Raw genomic sequence first — 17,807 nt, 5'->3', positions numbered from 1 at the left:
CTTCATACTCGGCCGGTGGCGCAAATGCGTCACCGGCCATTTTGTTGATATGCCACGAGCGTTTGCAGTGCTCGCCAAGTTGCCTAGCTGATCGTAGGCTTTTTGCGCACTGCATTGCGTGCTGAATGATCCGCGTTATTGCACTTCGCATGATAACATCTTCTCCTATGAAAAATCACACCTAGTCTTAGTTGCATAAGGTTGGGATACTGCTTTGTGCGGGCAGTTGTTATCAAAACCCATGAAACTCCCCCGCACGCTCCTGCCCTCACTGACGTCGCTCGCGCTCGTGGGCTCTGCCTACGCAGGCACTGTCGCTGCACCGAAAGCCGTGGAAGCTGCGGTAGCTCCCGCACCTGATGCCACCTCCACGGTACTGGGCCTGCGGTTCAACACCAATGATCACATGACAGAGGGCAGTGCGTTCCTGGTGCAGCCCCTCTGGGACAACCTGGGCCAGCGTGGCACCATGGGGGGATCCCTCTTTTTTGCCGAGCCTTATTTTACCTGGGGTGAAGAGGGCGAACTTTCCGGCTCACTTGGCCTCGGCTTCCGTCATCTCTTCAGCGATGAGCCTGTAGGTGGCGGCAATCGTGTCGCCGGTCTTCTCGCAGAAGGTCTCTTCGTGGGTGCCAACGTCTTCACCGATTACAAGCGCACGCAAGCCAACGCGGATCTCTGGCAGCTCGGCATCGGCATCGAAGCTGGCGTGCGTTATCTCGAAGTGCGGGCCAACTACTATCTGCCTCTGCACAGTGGCGACACGATAGGCAGTTTTGACGCCACCGAGTTCACTCCCACGACGGTGGGCGGCAGTCCCGCACTTCGCGCCACCACGCGTACCATCGACATCATCGAAGAGCCCATGGAAGGTTGGGATGCGGAGCTCGCCCTGCTGATCCCTGGCCTCGACAAGTACTTCGACGTTCGCCTCATCGGTGGCTACTACAGTTTTGAAACCAACGCCTCCGGCAATGCTCTTGCTTACTCCGGTGATGTGGAAGGTTGGAAAGCTGGCGTAGAAATCCGTCCCGTCCCTGCCGTCGTGCTCGCGGGAACATGGTACGAAGACGAGAATCTCGTGCAGGACAACTGGATGGTCAGCGTGCGCCTTGAGATACCGCTCGGCAAACCGGGCTCCGAATCCTTCGTGCCCCGCCGCCGTCACCTGCAGGAGCGCCTGCTTGAACCGGTGTATCGTCAAAACGCCGCCATCCAGACTGGCGTGAGCTTTGAGCCCACCGGCCGCCCACGTACCACCACTCTCACCAGTGCTGCCCAGGCCCAGACTTTCCTCAACAATCTGCAAAGCTCGGGCGCGGCCAATTCAGGCGGGACTTCCCAGGTGACGGCAGGCACATTGGTCGTACCGCCATCCTCACCTTCCACAGGAGCCATGATCATCAGCGGAGGCTCTGTAGTCATCACCGGATCCGGCGGCAGCGGTGGTAGCGGCGGATTCCTTATCATCAACGGTGGCGCGGCAGGGAACGCCGGAAGTGGCGGGTTCCTCTTCGGCAGCGGTGGCACCGGCGGGAAAGGCGGTGCGGCTGGGATCCTCATCGGTTCCGGTGGCTCTGGCGGTTCCGGCGGGCTCTTCGGCAGCGGTGGCAGTGGCGGCAGTGGCGGCAGTGCTGGTGGCTCGGGTGGCGCCGGAGGTACGGGCGGCACAGGAGGGACCGGGGGCACCGGTGGTACGGGAGGGACTGGGGGAACTGGGGGAACTGGAGGCACGGGCGGTGCCGGTGGTAGCGGCGGGCTCTTCGGCAGTGGTGGTGCCGGTGGCGCGGGCGGTGCTGGCGGCAGCTAGGAACGATTCGGGCACCGTCATCATCGATGGCGGCACCACGCAATCTAAGCTCCCAGCTCATGCCTGAGCACGCTCAGGCAATACATCGCCGCGGTCTCCACCCGCAGGATGATGGAGCCCAGACTCACTGGAAGGCAGTCGTGCGCACCCCGCGCGGCTGCATACTCCTCCGGAGTGAAGTCCCCCTCCGGTCCGATGGCCATGAGCACGGACCGGATTTTTTCTCCCGCCTGCTGACCACGCCCACCCACAGAGGCTAGCGTGTCCTTGAAGCTGCGTGAATCCTCCTGGATGGCCGCGATGAGCCGGAGATCCTGTTGCGGAAGTTGCCTCCATGCAGCATCGAATGACACCGGCACACTCACCTGTGGGAGCCAGTTCTGACCGCATTGCTTGCAGGCCTCCAGCGCCAGGCGCTGCCATTTCTCCTGCTTCTTCGCTGCATCCTTCCCATCGAGACGCACCACGGTGCGATCCGAGAATACCGGCACGATGGCATTCACCCCGAGCTCCACGGATTTTTCGATGATGAGATCCATGTTGGATCCCTTCGGAATGGACTGGAAGAGCGTGATGCTCACCGCAGGCGCGGGCGATTCCCCAGTCTCCACCGTGCGCAGCTCCACGCGTTCCTTCCCACTGCTGGTGATCTCCGCGCGTGCCCACGCGCCTGCGCCGTTGAAGACGACAATCTCCTGCCCAGCCTCCTTGCGCATCACCTGGGCACAGTGCCTGGCTTCATCTCCCGTGAGCGCCAGCTGGGAGAGATTCCACTGATTCGGGGAAATGTAGAAACGAGGGAGACCCATGGCCAGGTAGTGAAGGATGCCGGCCCGTGCCTGCAGAGAGTCATGCAGCGGCCCAACATTTCATTGCCCCTCAGACCCTCAACTCTCAACTCCAAACTCTCAAGTCGACCGCTCTGCGGCAACTGACACTTGACCTCCCACATTTTCAGACTACTCTGCCCATCCGCATTGCGGAAAATGGTGGCCGTAGCTCAACGGTGGAGTCCCAGATTGTGATTCTGGTTGTTGCGGGTTCGAGTCCCGTCGGTCACCCCACTTTCCTTAAGCGAGTGGGCATTTTGGTTCAGTCTCAGAAATCATGGGAGACAACACGGCAGCATTGGAGGCCAGGCTGGGTTACAAATTCCAGCGGCGCTCCCTGCTCCGCGAGGCCCTGACCCACCCCAGCATCGCGCACAACAAGCAGCGCGTGAAAAAGAATGCCCCGCCACCGGTCGACGGTGACAAGGACGCGCAGACCGGGTTCCATTTCCAGCGGCTGGAGCATCTAGGCGACGCCGTGGTGCAGCTCGCCGTGTCTGAAGTGCTCTTTGAGCAATTCCCCAAGGAGTCCGAGGGCCTCCTCACCAAGCTGCGCACCCGCGCCGTGCAGACCGGCACCATGGCACGCCTGGCACGGCAGCTTGAGCTCGGCCAGCACCTCATCCTTGGCCGTGGCGAAGACTCCAGCGGCGGCCGTGACCGGGACAAGATCCTGGCTGATGCCTTGGAGGCCATCATCGGCGCCGTGCACCAGGATTCCGGCTTCGACCAATCACGCCCACTCGTGCTGCGCCTCTGGGCCGAGGAGATCGCCGCGCTGCGTGCAGCTCCCGTGGAGCAGAATCCCAAGGGCCAGCTCCAAGAGCTCCTGCAGAACCACGGTGGCGACACCCCGGCCTACCGCATCGTCAGCACCGATGGGCCCAGCCATGCCCGTACCTTTGAAGTTGCCGTGACCTGGGCAGGTCGCGAACTCGCCCACGGCTCCGGCCGCAGCAAGCAGGAGGCTGAGGTCGAAGCCGCCAAAAAGGCTCTCGCCAACCCCTCCCTGAACGAGTGGATCGCCGAAAATGCGGCCTCCCACCCCGGCGAACAACCTTGGGAAGATCCTTCCAACAAGGCGACAACTCTTCGCACTGGCGAGTTCAACATCTGAAAATCGCCGTCGTTTCACAAAGTAATCCGCACCGGATCTGCCTGTGGAACGCTACTGAATAGGCCAAGGAACGATCTTGTTCACATATTCACCGATCCTACTGATGTTAAAGGATCGGATCTTGGATCCCTTCATAATACGCCATGTGGGTAACTCCGCCCCGAACCCCATAAAAGGCTCATCCTGAGGTCAACCTGACCATAAAGATTGCCTAAGTATCCAGCCTATCCAATCCTCTTTGAGGAGGCTCAGCGATGCCCGTTCCTTTGAGATGGTCGTGATCTGGCCAGTCGTGAACTCGCTCATGCCTCCCGTTCCGACAATCAGGAGGCCAAGGTCGTAGCTGCCTGGAAGGCGCTACAGAAGGCCGCGCAACGAGTAGATCGCCGAAATCTCGCCTCAAAACAGTGCGAACAACCCTGCGAAGATCCTTCTAACAATCCGAGACCTTTTCGCACCTGCGAATTAAGCCTCTGAAAATCGCTGACATTTCACAAAGTAATCCGCATCGGATCTGCCCGTGGAACGCTACTGAACAGGGCAAGGAACGATCTTATTCACATATCCACACATCCTACTGATGCTAAAGGTTCGGATCTTGGATCTATCAGAATACGCCATGTGGGTAACTCCGGCGCCCATCGCTCGGACCCCATAACAGACTCACCCTGAAGTCGCCCTCGTCGTTAGGGATGACCTAGGCATCTCGGGAACGTCGGTGTTGCATCTGGCGTACTTCTCGCCAGAGTGTTCATCCCCTCGAAGCTTTCCCAAACGGTGCGTGAATTCCCGGCTGGCTGCTTCTCAGACCTTCCACCGGCATGGCCAGCAGCTTCGGCACTCTCTTCCGCGTCAGCACCTTCGGTGAGTCCCATGGCCCTGCCGTGGGCTGCATCGTGGATGGTTGCCCACCCCAAATCCCGCTGAACGCGGACGACATCCAGATCGAGTTGGATCGCCGCCGCCCGGGCCAGAGCAGGATCGTCACCCAGCGCAAGGAAGGCGACCGTGCAGAGATCCTTTCCGGCGTGGTAGACGGCCAGACCGTCGGCACGCCCATCGCCATCATGGTCCGCAACGAGGACCAGCGCTCGGATGCCTACAAGGAGATGGAGACGGCCTACCGCCCCTCCCACGCGGACTACACCTACGATGCCAAGTACGGCGTGCGCGCTGTGGCCGGTGGTGGCCGATCCAGCGCCCGTGAGACCATCGGCCGTGTGGCGGCCGGCGCCATTGCGCAGAAGGTCCTGGCGACGAATCTACCCGGCTACCAGTGCCTGGCGTATGTGCATTCGGTGAAGGACATCGTGGCCACGGTGGACCCCGAAAAGCTCAGCCGTGAGCTGGTCGAGTCCAACATTGTCCGCACCGCTGATCCCGTCGCTGCGGAGAAGATGATCGCCCTCATCGAGGAGATGCGCAAGGAAGGCAACTCCGTGGGCGGTGTCATCGAATGTGTGGTGCGCGGCGTGCCAGCGGGACTCGGTGAGCCGGTGTTCGACAAGCTGGAGGCGGAACTCGCCAAGGCGATGCTCAGCCTGCCCGCCACAAAAGGTTTCGAAATCGGCAGCGGGTTCGGCGGCGCTCGCATGACCGGCCTGCAGCACAACGACGAATTCTACACCGATGACGCCGGGAAGATCCGCACGCGCACCAATCGCAGCGGTGGCATCCAGGGCGGCATCAGCAATGGCGAGGAGATAGTCTTCCGCGTCGCCTTCAAGCCCACCGCCACCGTCCTGCGCGAGCAGAATACCGTGACGCGCGATGGCACAGCCACCACGCTGAAGGCCCGCGGCCGCCATGATCCCTGCGTGCTCCCCCGGGCCGTGCCCATGGTCGAGGCCATGGTCCACCTCGTGGTCGCCGACCACTGGCTCCGCCAGCGTGCGCAGAACGCGTGACCGTATCCACTCCACGGCATTCTCGTGGAGGAAGTGTCACACGGCATCCGCGCCGCCTTGCCGCTCGTTGCCTACATCGCCCCTCTTCACTCCCGATATCCTACCTCATAGTTCTCTGAGTCTTCGTGTCTCAGTACCTCTGTGTTGAAATCCAGGACGTCACCACCACCCTTCGTCCGCTCTCATGTCCGCGCCCGCTTCTTCGCCTGAGATCCTTCTCGAGGTCCGCGACCTCACTCGTGAATTCGACGGCGTAAAAGCGCTCGATGCCTTCAACTTCCAGCTCCGTCGCGGCGAAGTGCTGGGCCTGCTGGGCGCGAATGGTGCCGGCAAGACGACCACCATGAACATGCTGCTGGGACTCACCACGCCTACCTCAGGCACCATTGAGGCCTTCGGCATGGATTTCCAGAAGCATCGTATCGAGGTCTTGAAGCGCGCAAATTTTTCCAGTGCCTACACCGCTCTCCCCGGAAACCTGCGCGTGTGGCAGAACCTGCTCGTCTTTTCAAAATTGTACGGCGTGAAGAACGCGAACAAGAAAATCGACGAACTTCTCGAGCTCTTTGAAATCACGGATCTGCGCACCCGCGTCACCGGCCAGCTCAGCGCCGGGGAGAGCACGCGCGTGAATCTCTGCAAAGCCCTGCTGAACGATCCCGAGCTGCTCCTCCTGGATGAACCCACCGCCAGTCTCGATCCGGACATCGCCGACAAGGTGCGCAAGACCGTCCGCAAGGTCCAGGCAGAGCGCCGCATCGGTATCCTCTATACCTCGCATAACATGAAGGACATCGAGGAAGTCTGCGACCGCGTCATCTTCCTGCACAAAGGCAAGGTCGTCGCCGAAGGAACACCCGCTGAAATCGTGAAGCGTTCCCAGACCAGCTCGCTTGAGGACGTCTTCATCAAGATCGCCCGCAGTGGTGAAATCGAAGACTAAGCTCTCGGCTTTCTCCCTCCCCTTTTCTCTTCTCCCTTATTCCTTTTCACTCTCCCCAGCGATGAATTTCCGCGTCATCTACGCCCTCGTCCTGCGCTACATCTTCCTCTATGCGCGCACGCCTATGCGGCTCATTGAGCTGGTCTTCTGGCCGGTGGTCGATCTCATGGTGTGGGGGAACCTCACCCTTTTCCTTCGAGAGAACACCGATCAGGCTTTTGCGGACTTCCTCCTCTTCCTCATCGGCGGCATGATCTTGTGGGACGTGTTGTTCCGTGCGCAGCAAGGTGTGGCCATCTCCTTTCTGGAAGACGTGTGGACGCGCAACCTGTTGAACATCTTCGTCGCCCCCGTGCGCGTGGTGGAATACGTGGCCGCCACCTTCATCATCGGCTTCCTGCGCATCTGCGTCACCATGGTCGTGCTCTGCACCCTGGCTGCGATCGGATACAACTTTAACATCTTCCAGTTGGAGTGGGCCTTGATTCCCTTCTTCGCCAACCTCCTCGTCTTCGGCTGGGCCCTCGGCATGATCTCCACCGCTCTCATCCTCCGCTGGGGCCAGGCCGTCGAATCTCTCGCCTGGGCCGTGCCCTTCTTCATCCAGCCAATTGTCGCGGTCTTCTATCCCGTGACCAAACTCCCCGTGTGGCTGCAACCCGTCGCCTGGGCATTTCCCGCGACGCACATCTTCGAAGGCATGCGCGCCGTGCTGAACCCCGCTACAAACGCCTTCCCTTGGGCTCACATCGGCTGGGCCGTGCTGCTCAACATCATCTTCATGGCCATCGCCGGCTTCATCTTCGGCAGCATGCTCGTGCAAACGAAGAAGCGCGGCCTGCTCACGAAGTTCGCGACGCAGTAGCTTGAACGTACATCGCGAGTCTCTTCGCGAGAGCCGGTCGACCGATCATCACCGCACGATCACGAAACCGTCAGCGGCGGACGCTGCAGATCCAAAGCTCCATACTGGCACCTCACCTCCTGATCCCAACACGGAGGACGGGAAGCTTTCCCACTCCCTGTTCAGCACTTGCCAGGCGAGGGTACCACCTTTGTTCCAGCCGGTGTCTTCTGCCCAGGCGATCAAGAGGGCACCATTGCGCCCGGCGGCGAGGACGGGATGCTTGCGTTGGGTAGAACTGCTCATCGCGGTGGTGAACTTTTCGGGAGTGGTGCTGGCAATGCCAAAGCGACCGATGATGATCTGCCCCTGGCGTTCCCACGCGCCGGCCACTTTGCCATTGCCTAGATCGACCAGGCTCATGCTGCTCATGGGGCATCCGTTGATCTTCCACGGGTCGACCACGGCGTGATTGAAAGTCCTGCCGCCGTCGCCTGAGACCAAGGTGCAGATATCGCGGTTCTTGCCACCGTTGGCAGCGCAGCGGTACAGCACATGCACCGGACCCGAACGCACAGCGAGCGCTTGCATGGCACAGCAGCCGCACACGCCCAGTCCTTCCGGAGAGATGGCGCGCTCGTCGCCAAAGGTCTTTCCGTCGTCTTCAGACATGCGGACAAAGATGCGTCGAGTGCCTTCCCCTTCTCCATGTCTGCCGGCATGCCAGAAGGCGTACACCTTTCCCTCTGCATCCGCCGCCACGGCGCCACCACCATCCATGGGCCAGTCGCCGGAGATGATGCGCTGCGGCTCGAAGGTCAGCCCGCCATCAACTGACCGCGTGTAGTACAGCGGCATCGGATCCGCTTTGCCACCCGTCTCGTGGTAGCCATTCCAGATCACGTGCAGGCAACCATCCCGGCCCAGCGCGTACTGCGCGCCGCGAATCGTGCCTGCGGCAACGGCGCTGTCCGGAATGCTGTTTACCTTTACGGGTGTGCTCCAGGTCTTGTCCGCCTGCCGGGTGGCATGGAAGAGATTCCCACCCTTCGCGCTGCCCGCGTACCACAGAAGGTGTAGCACGCCTTTGCCATCCACCAAGGCGCGCGGCTGGATGCCCTGTTCGGGGGTGGAGAGCACTTCCACGGTGGCGGGTTCCGCAAACAAGGCTGCTGGCATCAGCAGAGACAGGAGAAGTGACAGGCAGCGGGCGTGCATCACTCCACTAAACCGAATGGGATGAGGGAACCTTGCAACGCCGGACCATTCATTCCTGTGGTGAAGTGTCGGGCATTCAAAGGAGCGCGGACACTCTTGTCCGCTTCCCCGGATGCACCACTTTCTTTTGTCTGGCAGGCAAGGCCGCATTCCACCAGCTGCTTCAGAAGCGTCATCCGCAGCATCCGCACGATAGAAATCGCCCCACTGCAGCACGGCGGACAAGAGTGTCCACGCTCCTTTGCCGAGCCTCCGACACCCAAACCCGACATGCAGGGACTGATCCGCAATTCCATCCCCCATTTGACTCCCTCGCCCCTGTAGCGCACTGTCCGCGCCCGCGTGTGGTGGTTTTTCCCCCTTCCCCTGCCATCCACCCGCCCACGCTCAGGCACCATGACCACCCGCATCCTTAACACCGACGATCCCCAAGCCTATGTCCAGGCGGTGGCGGAGGCGGTGAACCTGCTGCAAGCGGGCGAAGTCGTGGCCCTGCCCACGGAAACCGTGTACGGATTGGCCGCTGATGCGTTGAACGCCAACGCAGTAGCGAAGATTTTCGAAGTAAAAGAGCGGCCGTCGTTCGACCCGCTCATCGTCCACCTGCCGCATAAAAAGGACCTGGAAGACGTGGCGGACGTGCCGGAGGACATCCTGCCGGTGGTGAAGAAGCTGGCGGAAAAATTCTGGCCGGGACCGCTGACGATGATCCTGCCCAAGAAGGCCTGTGTGCCGGACATCGTGACCGCCGGCATGCCCACGGTGGCGGTGCGGGCCAGCATGAACCGCGTGTTCAACAAGGTCGCGCGCACCTTTGACCGCCCCCTCGCGGCGCCGAGCGCGAACAAATTTGGCTCCATTTCCCCCACCTCCGCCGCGGCGGTGAAGGCGGAGCTGGACGGTCGCATCCCCCTCATCCTCGATGACGGCGCTTCGCTCCACGGGGTGGAGAGCACCATCGTGAAGATCGAGGCGGCTTCGCCGAAGCCGCGCATCATCATCATGCGCCCGGGTCCCATCACCCAGGACGACCTGAAGCCGTACGGCGTGGTGGTGCTGCTGAAGAACCTGAAGCAGGAGAACAAGCCTGAAGCTCCCGGACTGCTGGAGAGCCACTACGCTCCGCGTACCCCGCTGCGCCTGCTGGAGTCACCGGAGGATTTCATCCCCGAAGAAGGCAAGACGTATGCCCTGCTGAGTTACCGCGGCGATGCCGACGACGGCTACGCCGACCTCACCGAGTGGAAGGGTGTGCACGTCCTGAGCCCCGGCAAGGGCAAGCTGGTAGAGGCCGCCGTGCGCCTTTTCTATGCGCTGCGCGAGCTGGACAAAGTGGGCGCCGACGAAATCATTGCCGAACCTGTGCCCACCCAGGGAGTGGGCCTTGCCGTGATGGACCGCCTGCGGCGCGCGTCCGCGAAACGGTGATCGCCTAGAGTCAATTGCCAAAGCCCCAGCATGAGCGACGTCACGAAGGAAGAGCCCCCGAAACAGGAAGTCGCACAGGCCAGCGCCGGATCTGAGGGACGCGTCAATACGAAGGCCTTCGGCGTCGTCACCATCGCCATCTTCAGCAGCCGCATCCTCGGCCTCGTGCGTGAGATGGTGCTCGCGGCCCTCTTCGCCGGGGAACACCGCAAGTGGCTCGACTGCTTCAACCAGGCCTTCCGCACGCCGAACCTGCTGCGCGATCTCTTTGCGGAAGGCGCGCTGTCCACGGCCTTCGTCACCACCTTCTCGAAGAAGATGAAGTCGGAGGGTGACGAGTCCGCCTGGCAGCTCGCGCGGAAGATGCTCACGCTCGCCGCGGTCTTCATGTCGATCGTTTCAGTGTTCGGCATTCTGCTGGCGCCTTTCATCATCCGCCTGCTGAGCCCGGGCTGGGTCACCGAGACGCCGGAGAAGATCGAGTACACGGTCCATCTGGCGCAGATCATGTATCCCTTCATCCTGCTGGTGTCCCTGGCAGCGCTGGTGATGGCGATGCTGAATGCGAAGCGCGTCTTCGGCATCCCCGCGCTGTCGTCCACGTTCTTCAACATTGGCTCCATGGTGGTGGGCGGCGTGGTGGGCTGGTGGATTGACCCCACGTTCGGCCGGGATGCGCTGATTGGCTTCGCGGTCGGCACCCTGGCGGGGGGTCTGTTGCAGCTCCTCGTGCAGCTCCCCTCGCTGCGGAAGGTGGGCTTCAAATTCCGCCCCGACTTCGGCTGGAGGGACAGCGGCGTGAGCAAGGTGCTGAGCCTGATGTGGCCGGCGGTGCTCTCCGGCAGTGCGGTGCAGATCAATGTGATGCTCAGCAGCATCTTCGCCTCCTGCCTGGTGGTGAAGGACGGTCCGGTGACCTGGCTCGGTCAGGCATTCCGTCTGGTGCAGCTTCCGCTGGGTCTCTTTGGCGTCGCGGTGGCGACGGTCACGGTGCCCGCCATGTCCCGACTGGCCACGGAGGGGATCACCCCTGCCTTCAAGCACATGCTGGGGCGCGCCCTGAAGCTCGTGTTTCTGATGACGCTCCCGGCAGCCGTGGGCCTGGCCATCCTCGGGGAGCCCATCATTGCGCTCATTTTCCAGCGTGGCCGCTACACCGCGGAAGACACCCACATGGCGGCCATCGCCCTGCAGAGCTATTCGTGGGGCCTGGTGTTCTTCTCCAGCATCAAGGTCATCCAGCCCGCCTTCTATGCGATTGACAGGCGCTTTGTGCCGCTCGTCATGAGCCTCATCGCCGTGGTCGTCAGCGCGACCATGAACACCATCACCGTCTTCTGGCTGAAGCTCGGCCATGAGTATCTGGCGCTTTCCACGAGCGTGTCCGCCTTTGTGAATTTCAGCCTCCTCTTCTACGCCATGCGTCAGATCGCCGGTGGACTGGATACCCGGGGACTGGCGGTGAACTTGGGCAAGCTGCTCATCGCGGTCATTTGCATGGGCGCGGTGTGCTGGCTTGGCAACAAGACCCTGCTCGACCATTTCACGGAAAAGGCCCTCGTTCTGCGAGTTCTCTATCTCGGTGTAACCATCGGGGGGGCTGCGGTCGTCTACTTCGGCATGAACGCATTGCTGAAAAATGAGGAAGTGGCGGAATTTGGTGCGATTCTCAGGCGTAAACTCGGGCGGAAGTGAACCTGAAGCCCTGAGTGGGACACGGTGATTGTGATTGCTCGCCGGAGCCGGGTCTGTGACGATGGGTGCCGGCTTGCGTGCATGACTTTTTCATTCCGCCATGAACAGCAGAATCCTCCTCATCGCGTTCGGCGCCCTGGCGGCCATCTGGGGAGCCGTCGCCGGGATCATGAGCCTGACCGACAAGCACACCACCACCCCCGAGAAGGTGCTGGATGCCATGTCCAATGCGCCGTGGCTGCTGGATGAGAATGCCGAACTCAGCGAGGCCCAGCGGAAGGAGCATCTCGACAAGGTCATCACCCAGGTGAACCTGCTCGACTTCGACCAGCGCCGCGACATGCGAGAGGTGGATGGCGATCAGGAGAAGCGCCGCCGCTTCATGGAATCCCTCACGGATGAGGAGAAGGGCTACTTCATGAAGTCGACAGTGGAGCAGCACTTCAAGAGCGTGATGAAGGCCTTCAACCAGATGTCGCGCGAAGAACGCCAGAAGATCGTGGAACAGGCGCGCAAGGACATGCAGCGCAACCAGGTGGAAGGCCAGAACATGGAGCGCCTGCAGGAGCGTGATGAAAAGGTGTTCCAGCAGGTGGTGGATAAGGGCCTCGGTGCCTACTACGAGGAAGCCAGTGCCGAGACGAAGATGGACCTCGCCCCGCTGATGGAGGAAATGCAGCAGCGCATCAATGGCATGCCACGCCATCGTTAGACGGACCCAGCAACCACCACGGCATGAACTCCACCGCTCCAGCCTGCCAGCGCAAATGCCCCGGAGCATTCACGCTCATCGAGCTCCTGGTGACGATCTGCATCATCGCCGTGCTGGTATCCATTGCCATCCCGGCTACCAACCGCGTGGTGCACAGTGCCCGCGCCTCGCAGTGCATGGGCCACCTGCGCGGCATCGGCAATGCGCTCCAGATGTATCTCACAGATAACAACAACGTGATGCCCACCCTGGTCGTTGCCCGCGAGAACAAGGATGAGGAAGAAGCGGCGATCGACAACACCCTCTCCGAGTATGTCCAGGATCGGGATGCCTTCCGCTGTCCTGCGGACAACAAACACTTCTACGAGAAGACCGGCACCAGTTATGTGTGGAACAACCTTCTCAATGGCCAGCACACCGCCAGCCTGAGCATGATGGGCATCATCAAGGACGGCTCACGCATCCCGGTGATCAGCGACAAGGAGAACTTCCACAAGTATCGCGAGGTGGAAGTGAACATCCTCTATGCGGATGGGCACGTGGCGCGAGAGATTCAGTTCGTCGTGGACGAATAAAGGAGTGTGCGAGTGACGAACGGTCTCCCGATGATATCCGCCAATTCCCTCACCAAATACTTCACCCGCGGCCGGCCGGCGCTGTCGGACGTGAACTTCGCTGTGAACGAAGGTGAGATCTGTGGCCTTCTCGGCCACAACGGCGCGGGCAAGAGCACCGTGCTCGGCATCATGCTCGGGATGGTGCGCCCCGATGCCGGCGAAGTGATCGTGGCCGGCCACAGTGTGCAGAAGGATCGCGCAAGAGCCCTTCGCAACGTGGGCGCCATCTTCGAAGCGCCGTCGTTTTATGAGTATATGACCGGCTGGCAAAATCTGCGCACCCTGTGTGCCTTCAGCGGCTGGTGGGACGATAAGGAAGTGAAGCGCGTGCTGGAAGTGGTGAGGCTCAGCCAGCGCGTGCATTCGAAAGTCCAGACCTACAGCCACGGCATGCGGCAGCGCCTGGCCCTCGCGCAGGCCCTCCTCCCGATGCCAAAGGTGCTGCTGCTGGATGAGCCCACGGATGGATTGGATCCCGAGGGCATCCATGAATTTCGTTCCTCCGTTCTGAAGCTGCGTGAGGATCACGGGCTCACCATCCTGCTGAACTCACACCTCCTCGGCGAGGTCGAGCAGATGTGTGATCGGTGTGTGATTCTCAAGGAAGGCACCAAGGTATATGAAGGCGCCGTGAAACGGTCCGCGGATGACCTGCCCACCTACCAACTTCAGACACCGGACATGGAACTCGCGCAGCGCACGCTCGATGCTGAGCACTTGCACCTCACTTCTGACGGAAAGGTGTTGTTGAATGGAAAGCTCAGCGGCGCCGATCTTGTGGCCAAGCTGGTGCATGCCGGCGTGCGGGTGGACTCCTGGGCGCCGCACTACAAGACCCTGGAGGATGTGTATCTCGAACTCACCAACTCCCGCCCTGTTCCTGCTCACCACCCATGACGCTCTTCTTCACCCAATGGCGCGCTGAGGTGCACAAGATGCTCGCGCGCAAGCGCACGTACCTCGGCTTTGGCGCCTTCCTCGTGCTGGAGATCGTGATCTTCTGGTTCCTCCAGCGCAATGGTCCTGAGAAATGGCTGCGCAAGCTGATCCAGGGACGCGGGGAATCGTTTGAGACCTACTACTCCGCGCTGACGCTGGGCTTCATCGTGCTGGCTCTCAGTCTCCTGCTGGCATCCGTGTTTGTCACCCTGGTGGCGGGTGATGTGATTGCGAAGGAAAGTGAAGATGGGAACCTGCGTCTCGTGCTTGCCCGACCCATCACCCGGTTGCGACTGCTGGTGCTGAAATACATGAGCTGTGTGGTGTTCTGCTTTGTGCTCATCCAGTTCCTGGTCTGGACGATTTTCCTTCTCGGCATGGCGCTGCGCGGCTGGGGTGGAGGCATGTTTGTGTTCTCACCGGAACAGGCGACGTTCGTGTTGTTCGACTGGGAGGCGGGCTTGCGTCGCTATGCGTTGTCGAGCGTGTTCCTTTCCATGAGCATGATGGGCGTGGGCAGCGTCGCGTTCTTCATGTCGTGCTTCCGCATCAAGCCGGCCACCGCCACCATCACCGCGATGGCCTATCTGCTGGTGGATACCATTCTCCATGAGTCGCGCATCATGGATAATTACAAGGAGTACCTGCTCACCCACTACATGGCTACCTGGCGCATGGTACTCATGGAGAATATTCCATGGGTCACCATCCTGCGGAACTACGCCGTGCTGGGTGGCGCGAGCCTGACGCTCTTCGTGCTGGGCTCGGCGATCTTTGAGAGCCGGGATTTGAAATCATAACGGCACTTGTGGCGCCGGAGTTTTTCTGCAAGGTTGCTGGAACGTCACTGCTACATTTTTATGCCCGGAGTACGCGAACCTAGAGAAGGTGATCTTGACTGTTTCCAATCGGAGGGTGGCTACACCGTCACCAAGCTGTTGAAGATCGAGCGTATTGAAGCGGAGGACGGGCAACCGCCCACGGTCATTCATCACATGCTCTTCTATACACCCAGCCCGACGATGCCTACGCTGAGTGAGGTGGGGTCTTTGCAGGTGGGCATCTGGCATGCCCCGGGGTCTCCTGATGATCCAAATGAGCCTGAATCGGAGCGTCCCGTCCATCTCGGCAACAAGCCTGTGACTGCGGAGGATCTGCAAGGGTATCATACTTACCTTGCCATGGCTCGCGGAGAGCATGTACAGGCGGCGCTTGGCGCGTATCGTCGAGGTATCGAGTATTCGGATCAAGGACGCTTGCAGGAAGCGATCTCCGCGTACGGAGAAGCCGTTGAGTATGTGCCCCAGTTCTTCGAAGCGCTCGACAACCGGGGATTGATCCACGCTCACTTGGGTCTGGTCGAAGAGGCCAAGGAGGACTTTCTCCAATCCATTGCCGCCTCGGATACGGATGAAAATCCTCTGCCACACTTCAAGTTGATGGAGTGCCTCTTTGATCTGGAAGATCAGCCGGCGGCCCGTGAGAAATTCATGGAATGCCAGCGACGATGGCCGGATCACGCCTACTGGAAGCGGAACCAGTGACCAGCGGAGGGGTAGAAACCAGCGACGCAAGGAACCCCCGCACCGCTGTAGGATCCGCGAGCCGGAAGGGAGCGCGGCTGAGTCTGGCGCCCACGTGGATGCCGATGCCCTGCCCCGATAGATTGGCAAACATGTCCTCATCCGTGGTGTCGTCGCCGATGGCGACGAGGCAGGTGTCCGCCTCCAGGCTGGACTCCAGACGTGAGAGGATGAGACCCTTGTGCACGCCGATCTGGCGCAACTCCACAATCTTGCTTCCACGAAGGACTTCGACCGCGTGATTGCGGAAGAGCTCCGCGAGGTGCAGTCGTAGTTCGCGCTCCTGCATGCTGGCGAAGACCGGCTCACAACGGCGGAAATGCCAGCAGAGCGAGGCTGTCTTCTCCTCCACCAATGCGCCCGGAGTGCGAGCGGCAAACTCTTCCATGATGGCACGGGCCTTCTCGCGCCAGCCCTCGGTGACCTTGGCGGCGGCGGCCCATTCCGTGGAACCACGGGCCCGGCTCCAGAAGCCATGCTCTGCGTGAATCGCGAGCTTCAAGTGGCCCAGCCATTTTTCCAATGTGTGGCGATCACGCCCACTGGCCACATGCACCTCCGTGCCGGGACGACGGGTGAGTTTCTGCAGGAGCTCCAGCAAGGCAGGATCAGGAATGGCCAGTTCAGGCGTGGATGCGAAGGGCACCAGCGTGCCGTCATAGTCGAGCACCAGTACCAGTCGCTTCGAGGTATGGATGCGCTTGCGCACTTCTTCCGTGATGGATGTGGTGCGATGCCATGCGGCATTCTCCGTCGTCACCAGCGTGAGGGCTTGATCAAACTGGCGCACCCATTCATGCACTGTCCAATCGCGCACCCGCTTGCGCAGGCGCTGCATGCGGAAGCGGCGCTCCGGCTCCTCCATGGTGAGCGCTCGATGCATGGCATCGGCCAGCTCATCTTCATTGTAGGGATTCACAATGATGGCTTCTCCCATTTCCCAGGCGGCACCGGCGAATTCGCTGAGCACTAGCACGCCATCATCGTCATGACGGCAGGCCACGAATTCCTTGGCCACCAGATTCATGCCGTCGCGCAGAGGCGTCACCAGCATCACATCAGCTGCTCGGTAGAGACCCAGCAGTTCATGGCCGTCCAGTCCGCGGTAGAGGTACTGCACCGGTGACCAGCTGATGGTGGAGAAGCGTCCATTGATGCGCCCCACGGTTTCATCGATCTGCTTGCGCAGTTGCTTGTACGCCTCCACGCCAGCACGGGAGGGCACCGCTGCCTGGATGAACTTGAACTTGCCGGCGAGTTCAGGATGCTTTTCCAGAAGATGCTCAATGGCGAGCACGCGGCGTTTGAGACCCTTCGTGTAGTCCAGCCGATCCACGCCCACGAGGATCTTGCAGCCCGGATGATGGTGGCGGATTTCCTCAGCCTTCGCGGTCACCTCGGGATGCGCCGAGGCACTTTCAAAATGCTCGGTATCGATGCTGATGGGAAAGGCGCCAATGCGCACCAGCCGCCCTTCATGAGTGACCGTATCCACATTGCTCTCCAGCCCGAGGATGCGCAGCAGGCAGGAAGAAAACTGCCGTGCGTAGGAGAAGGTGTGAAAGCCAATGAGGTCCGCGCCAAGCAATCCCTGGAGGATCTCGCGCCTCCAGGGAAGAATGCGAAACACGCCGGAGGCAGGAAAGGGAATGTGGAGGAAGAAGCCGATGGAGGCGTGCGGCAACCGCTTGCGCAGCATGCCCGGCACCAGGCAGAGTTGATAGTCCTGCACCCAGATTCGATCCCCGGGTTTGTATTCTGCCACCACTGCCTCCGCGAATTTCTCATTCACTTCGCGATAGGCCTCCCAGTCCCGACCCGCATCGGAGCGCACGGTGTCCAGCAGGTAGTGGAAGAGTGGCCAGAGCACGCCGTTCGAGAAACCTTCGTAAAAACGCTCCACCTGCTTGGCCGCGAGATAGACCGGTACCATGCCTGCTGCATCCAAGCTGTCCTCGAGCTGCTCACGGGCCTTGCGTAAAAGTCCGCCTGTCTCTCCCGGCCAACCGATCCACTTGGCATTCTCGTCGCCGAACACCTGCTTCAGTGCGGTCGCAAGGCCTCCCGTGGAAGCCTTGAGCTCCAGTTTTCCGTCCTCCACCAACGCCGTGATTGGCAGGCGGTTGGACACGATCAGGTAGCGGCTTGTAACATCTCCCATCTA

The 17,807-nt window shown here is 60.9% G+C and carries 15 protein-coding genes and 1 tRNA gene; 13 read left to right on the top strand and 3 right to left on the bottom strand.

Annotation, left to right across the window (positions count from 1 at the left end; genetic code table 11):
* The first annotated feature begins 241 nt into the window (after window positions 1-241).
* Window positions 242-1,810, top strand: coding sequence for an inverse autotransporter beta domain-containing protein (locus G5S37_RS32795; protein ID WP_165210371.1), 1,569 nt, complete (start codon window positions 242-244; stop codon window positions 1,808-1,810).
* Between the two features lie 44 nt (window positions 1,811-1,854).
* Here G5S37_RS32795 and G5S37_RS30595 read toward each other — a convergent pair whose 3' ends face one another.
* The gene (locus G5S37_RS30595) at window positions 1,855-2,619 is read right to left on the bottom strand and encodes a 16S rRNA (uracil(1498)-N(3))-methyltransferase (protein ID WP_165210368.1); all 765 of its coding nucleotides are present in this window, start codon (window positions 2,617-2,619) and stop codon (window positions 1,855-1,857) included.
* Window positions 2,620-2,799: 180 nt separating this feature from the next.
* Between G5S37_RS30595 and G5S37_RS30590 the strand changes: the two genes are divergently transcribed.
* From G5S37_RS30590 to G5S37_RS30570, 5 genes are all read left to right on the top strand, one after another.
* A tRNA-His gene (locus tag G5S37_RS30590) sits at window positions 2,800-2,874 on the top strand.
* A gap of 43 nt (window positions 2,875-2,917) precedes the next feature.
* The gene (gene rnc / locus G5S37_RS30585) at window positions 2,918-3,757 is read left to right on the top strand and encodes a ribonuclease III (RefSeq protein ID WP_165210365.1); all 840 of its coding nucleotides are present in this window, start codon (window positions 2,918-2,920) and stop codon (window positions 3,755-3,757) included.
* 821 nt (window positions 3,758-4,578) lie between these two features.
* Window positions 4,579-5,664 (top strand): chorismate synthase, encoded by a 1,086-nt coding sequence (aroC, locus tag G5S37_RS30580; RefSeq protein ID WP_165210362.1) that lies wholly within the window; start codon window positions 4,579-4,581, stop codon window positions 5,662-5,664.
* A 184-nt stretch (window positions 5,665-5,848) separates the two neighbouring features.
* Window positions 5,849-6,607 carry an ABC transporter ATP-binding protein gene (locus tag G5S37_RS30575; protein ID WP_165210359.1) on the top strand — a complete coding sequence of 253 codons (759 nt, stop codon included), beginning with the start codon at window positions 5,849-5,851 and terminating at the stop codon, window positions 6,605-6,607.
* A 61-nt stretch (window positions 6,608-6,668) separates the two neighbouring features.
* Window positions 6,669-7,472: an ABC transporter permease gene (locus tag G5S37_RS30570; RefSeq protein ID WP_165210356.1), complete on the top strand. Its 804-nt coding sequence runs from the start codon at window positions 6,669-6,671 to the stop codon at window positions 7,470-7,472.
* 48 nt (window positions 7,473-7,520) lie between these two features.
* On the opposite strand, the gene G5S37_RS30565 is transcribed toward G5S37_RS30570, so the two are convergent.
* Window positions 7,521-8,669 carry a sialidase family protein gene (locus G5S37_RS30565; protein ID WP_165210353.1) on the bottom strand — a complete coding sequence of 383 codons (1,149 nt, stop codon included), beginning with the start codon at window positions 8,667-8,669 and terminating at the stop codon, window positions 7,521-7,523.
* Between the two features lie 396 nt (window positions 8,670-9,065).
* Here G5S37_RS30565 and G5S37_RS30560 point away from each other — a divergent pair, with 396 nt between their 5' ends.
* The 7 genes from G5S37_RS30560 to G5S37_RS30530 all read left to right on the top strand — a co-directional run bounded on the left by G5S37_RS30560 (window position 9,066) and on the right by G5S37_RS30530 (window position 15,604).
* Window positions 9,066-10,097: an L-threonylcarbamoyladenylate synthase gene (locus G5S37_RS30560; protein ID WP_165210350.1), complete on the top strand. Its 1,032-nt coding sequence runs from the start codon at window positions 9,066-9,068 to the stop codon at window positions 10,095-10,097.
* Window positions 10,098-10,127: 30 nt separating this feature from the next.
* Window positions 10,128-11,792 carry a murein biosynthesis integral membrane protein MurJ gene (gene murJ, locus G5S37_RS30555; protein WP_165210347.1) on the top strand — a complete coding sequence of 555 codons (1,665 nt, stop codon included), beginning with the start codon at window positions 10,128-10,130 and terminating at the stop codon, window positions 11,790-11,792.
* Window positions 11,793-11,892: 100 nt separating this feature from the next.
* On the top strand, window positions 11,893-12,504 hold the full coding sequence (locus tag G5S37_RS30550) for a hypothetical protein (RefSeq protein WP_165210344.1): 612 nt from the start codon (window positions 11,893-11,895) through the stop codon (window positions 12,502-12,504).
* A 23-nt stretch (window positions 12,505-12,527) separates the two neighbouring features.
* Window positions 12,528-13,079 (top strand): type II secretion system protein, encoded by a 552-nt coding sequence (locus G5S37_RS30545; protein WP_165212040.1) that lies wholly within the window; start codon window positions 12,528-12,530, stop codon window positions 13,077-13,079.
* Window positions 13,080-13,109: 30 nt separating this feature from the next.
* The gene (locus G5S37_RS30540; RefSeq protein WP_165210341.1) at window positions 13,110-14,018 is read left to right on the top strand and encodes an ABC transporter ATP-binding protein; all 909 of its coding nucleotides are present in this window, start codon (window positions 13,110-13,112) and stop codon (window positions 14,016-14,018) included.
* Window positions 14,015-14,860: an ABC transporter permease gene (locus G5S37_RS30535; protein WP_165210338.1), complete on the top strand. Its 846-nt coding sequence runs from the start codon at window positions 14,015-14,017 to the stop codon at window positions 14,858-14,860. The genes G5S37_RS30540 and G5S37_RS30535 overlap by 4 nt, the downstream gene beginning before the upstream one ends.
* A 60-nt stretch (window positions 14,861-14,920) precedes the next feature.
* A complete protein-coding gene (locus G5S37_RS30530; RefSeq protein ID WP_165210335.1) occupies window positions 14,921-15,604 on the top strand; it encodes a tetratricopeptide repeat protein in 684 nt (227 codons plus the stop codon).
* Here G5S37_RS30530 and G5S37_RS30525 read toward each other — a convergent pair.
* Window positions 15,549-17,804: a bifunctional alpha,alpha-trehalose-phosphate synthase (UDP-forming)/trehalose-phosphatase gene (locus G5S37_RS30525; RefSeq protein WP_165210332.1), complete on the bottom strand. Its 2,256-nt coding sequence runs from the start codon at window positions 17,802-17,804 to the stop codon at window positions 15,549-15,551. The genes G5S37_RS30530 and G5S37_RS30525 overlap by 56 nt on opposite strands.
* Window positions 17,805-17,807 lie beyond the last annotated feature (3 nt).

This window comes from Roseimicrobium sp. ORNL1, from assembly GCF_011044495.1.
GTDB lineage: Bacteria > Verrucomicrobiota > Verrucomicrobiia > Verrucomicrobiales > Verrucomicrobiaceae > Roseimicrobium.
Note: the sequence above shows the minus strand (reverse complement) of the source record. Positions and strands in the feature narration are given on the sequence as shown.

Bases quoted from the DNA above. Each gene is read 5' to 3' on its own strand.
- G5S37_RS32795 (WP_165210371.1), top strand. From the start codon at position 242: ATGAAACTCCCCCGCACGCTCCTGCCCTCACTGACGTCGCTCGCGCTC.
- G5S37_RS30595 (WP_165210368.1), bottom strand. From the start codon at position 2,619: ATGGGTCTCCCTCGTTTCTACATTTCCCCGAATCAGTGGAATCTCTCC.
- rnc (WP_165210365.1), top strand. From the start codon at position 2,918: ATGGGAGACAACACGGCAGCATTGGAGGCCAGGCTGGGTTACAAATTC.
- aroC (WP_165210362.1), top strand. From the start codon at position 4,579: ATGGCCAGCAGCTTCGGCACTCTCTTCCGCGTCAGCACCTTCGGTGAG.
- G5S37_RS30575 (WP_165210359.1), top strand. From the start codon at position 5,849: ATGTCCGCGCCCGCTTCTTCGCCTGAGATCCTTCTCGAGGTCCGCGAC.
- G5S37_RS30570 (WP_165210356.1), top strand. From the start codon at position 6,669: ATGAATTTCCGCGTCATCTACGCCCTCGTCCTGCGCTACATCTTCCTC.
- G5S37_RS30565 (WP_165210353.1), bottom strand. From the start codon at position 8,669: ATGCACGCCCGCTGCCTGTCACTTCTCCTGTCTCTGCTGATGCCAGCA.
- G5S37_RS30560 (WP_165210350.1), top strand. From the start codon at position 9,066: ATGACCACCCGCATCCTTAACACCGACGATCCCCAAGCCTATGTCCAG.
- murJ (WP_165210347.1), top strand. From the start codon at position 10,128: ATGAGCGACGTCACGAAGGAAGAGCCCCCGAAACAGGAAGTCGCACAG.
- G5S37_RS30550 (WP_165210344.1), top strand. From the start codon at position 11,893: ATGAACAGCAGAATCCTCCTCATCGCGTTCGGCGCCCTGGCGGCCATC.
- G5S37_RS30545 (WP_165212040.1), top strand. From the start codon at position 12,528: ATGAACTCCACCGCTCCAGCCTGCCAGCGCAAATGCCCCGGAGCATTC.
- G5S37_RS30540 (WP_165210341.1), top strand. From the start codon at position 13,110: ATGATATCCGCCAATTCCCTCACCAAATACTTCACCCGCGGCCGGCCG.
- G5S37_RS30535 (WP_165210338.1), top strand. From the start codon at position 14,015: ATGACGCTCTTCTTCACCCAATGGCGCGCTGAGGTGCACAAGATGCTC.
- G5S37_RS30530 (WP_165210335.1), top strand. From the start codon at position 14,921: ATGCCCGGAGTACGCGAACCTAGAGAAGGTGATCTTGACTGTTTCCAA.
- G5S37_RS30525 (WP_165210332.1), bottom strand. From the start codon at position 17,804: ATGGGAGATGTTACAAGCCGCTACCTGATCGTGTCCAACCGCCTGCCA.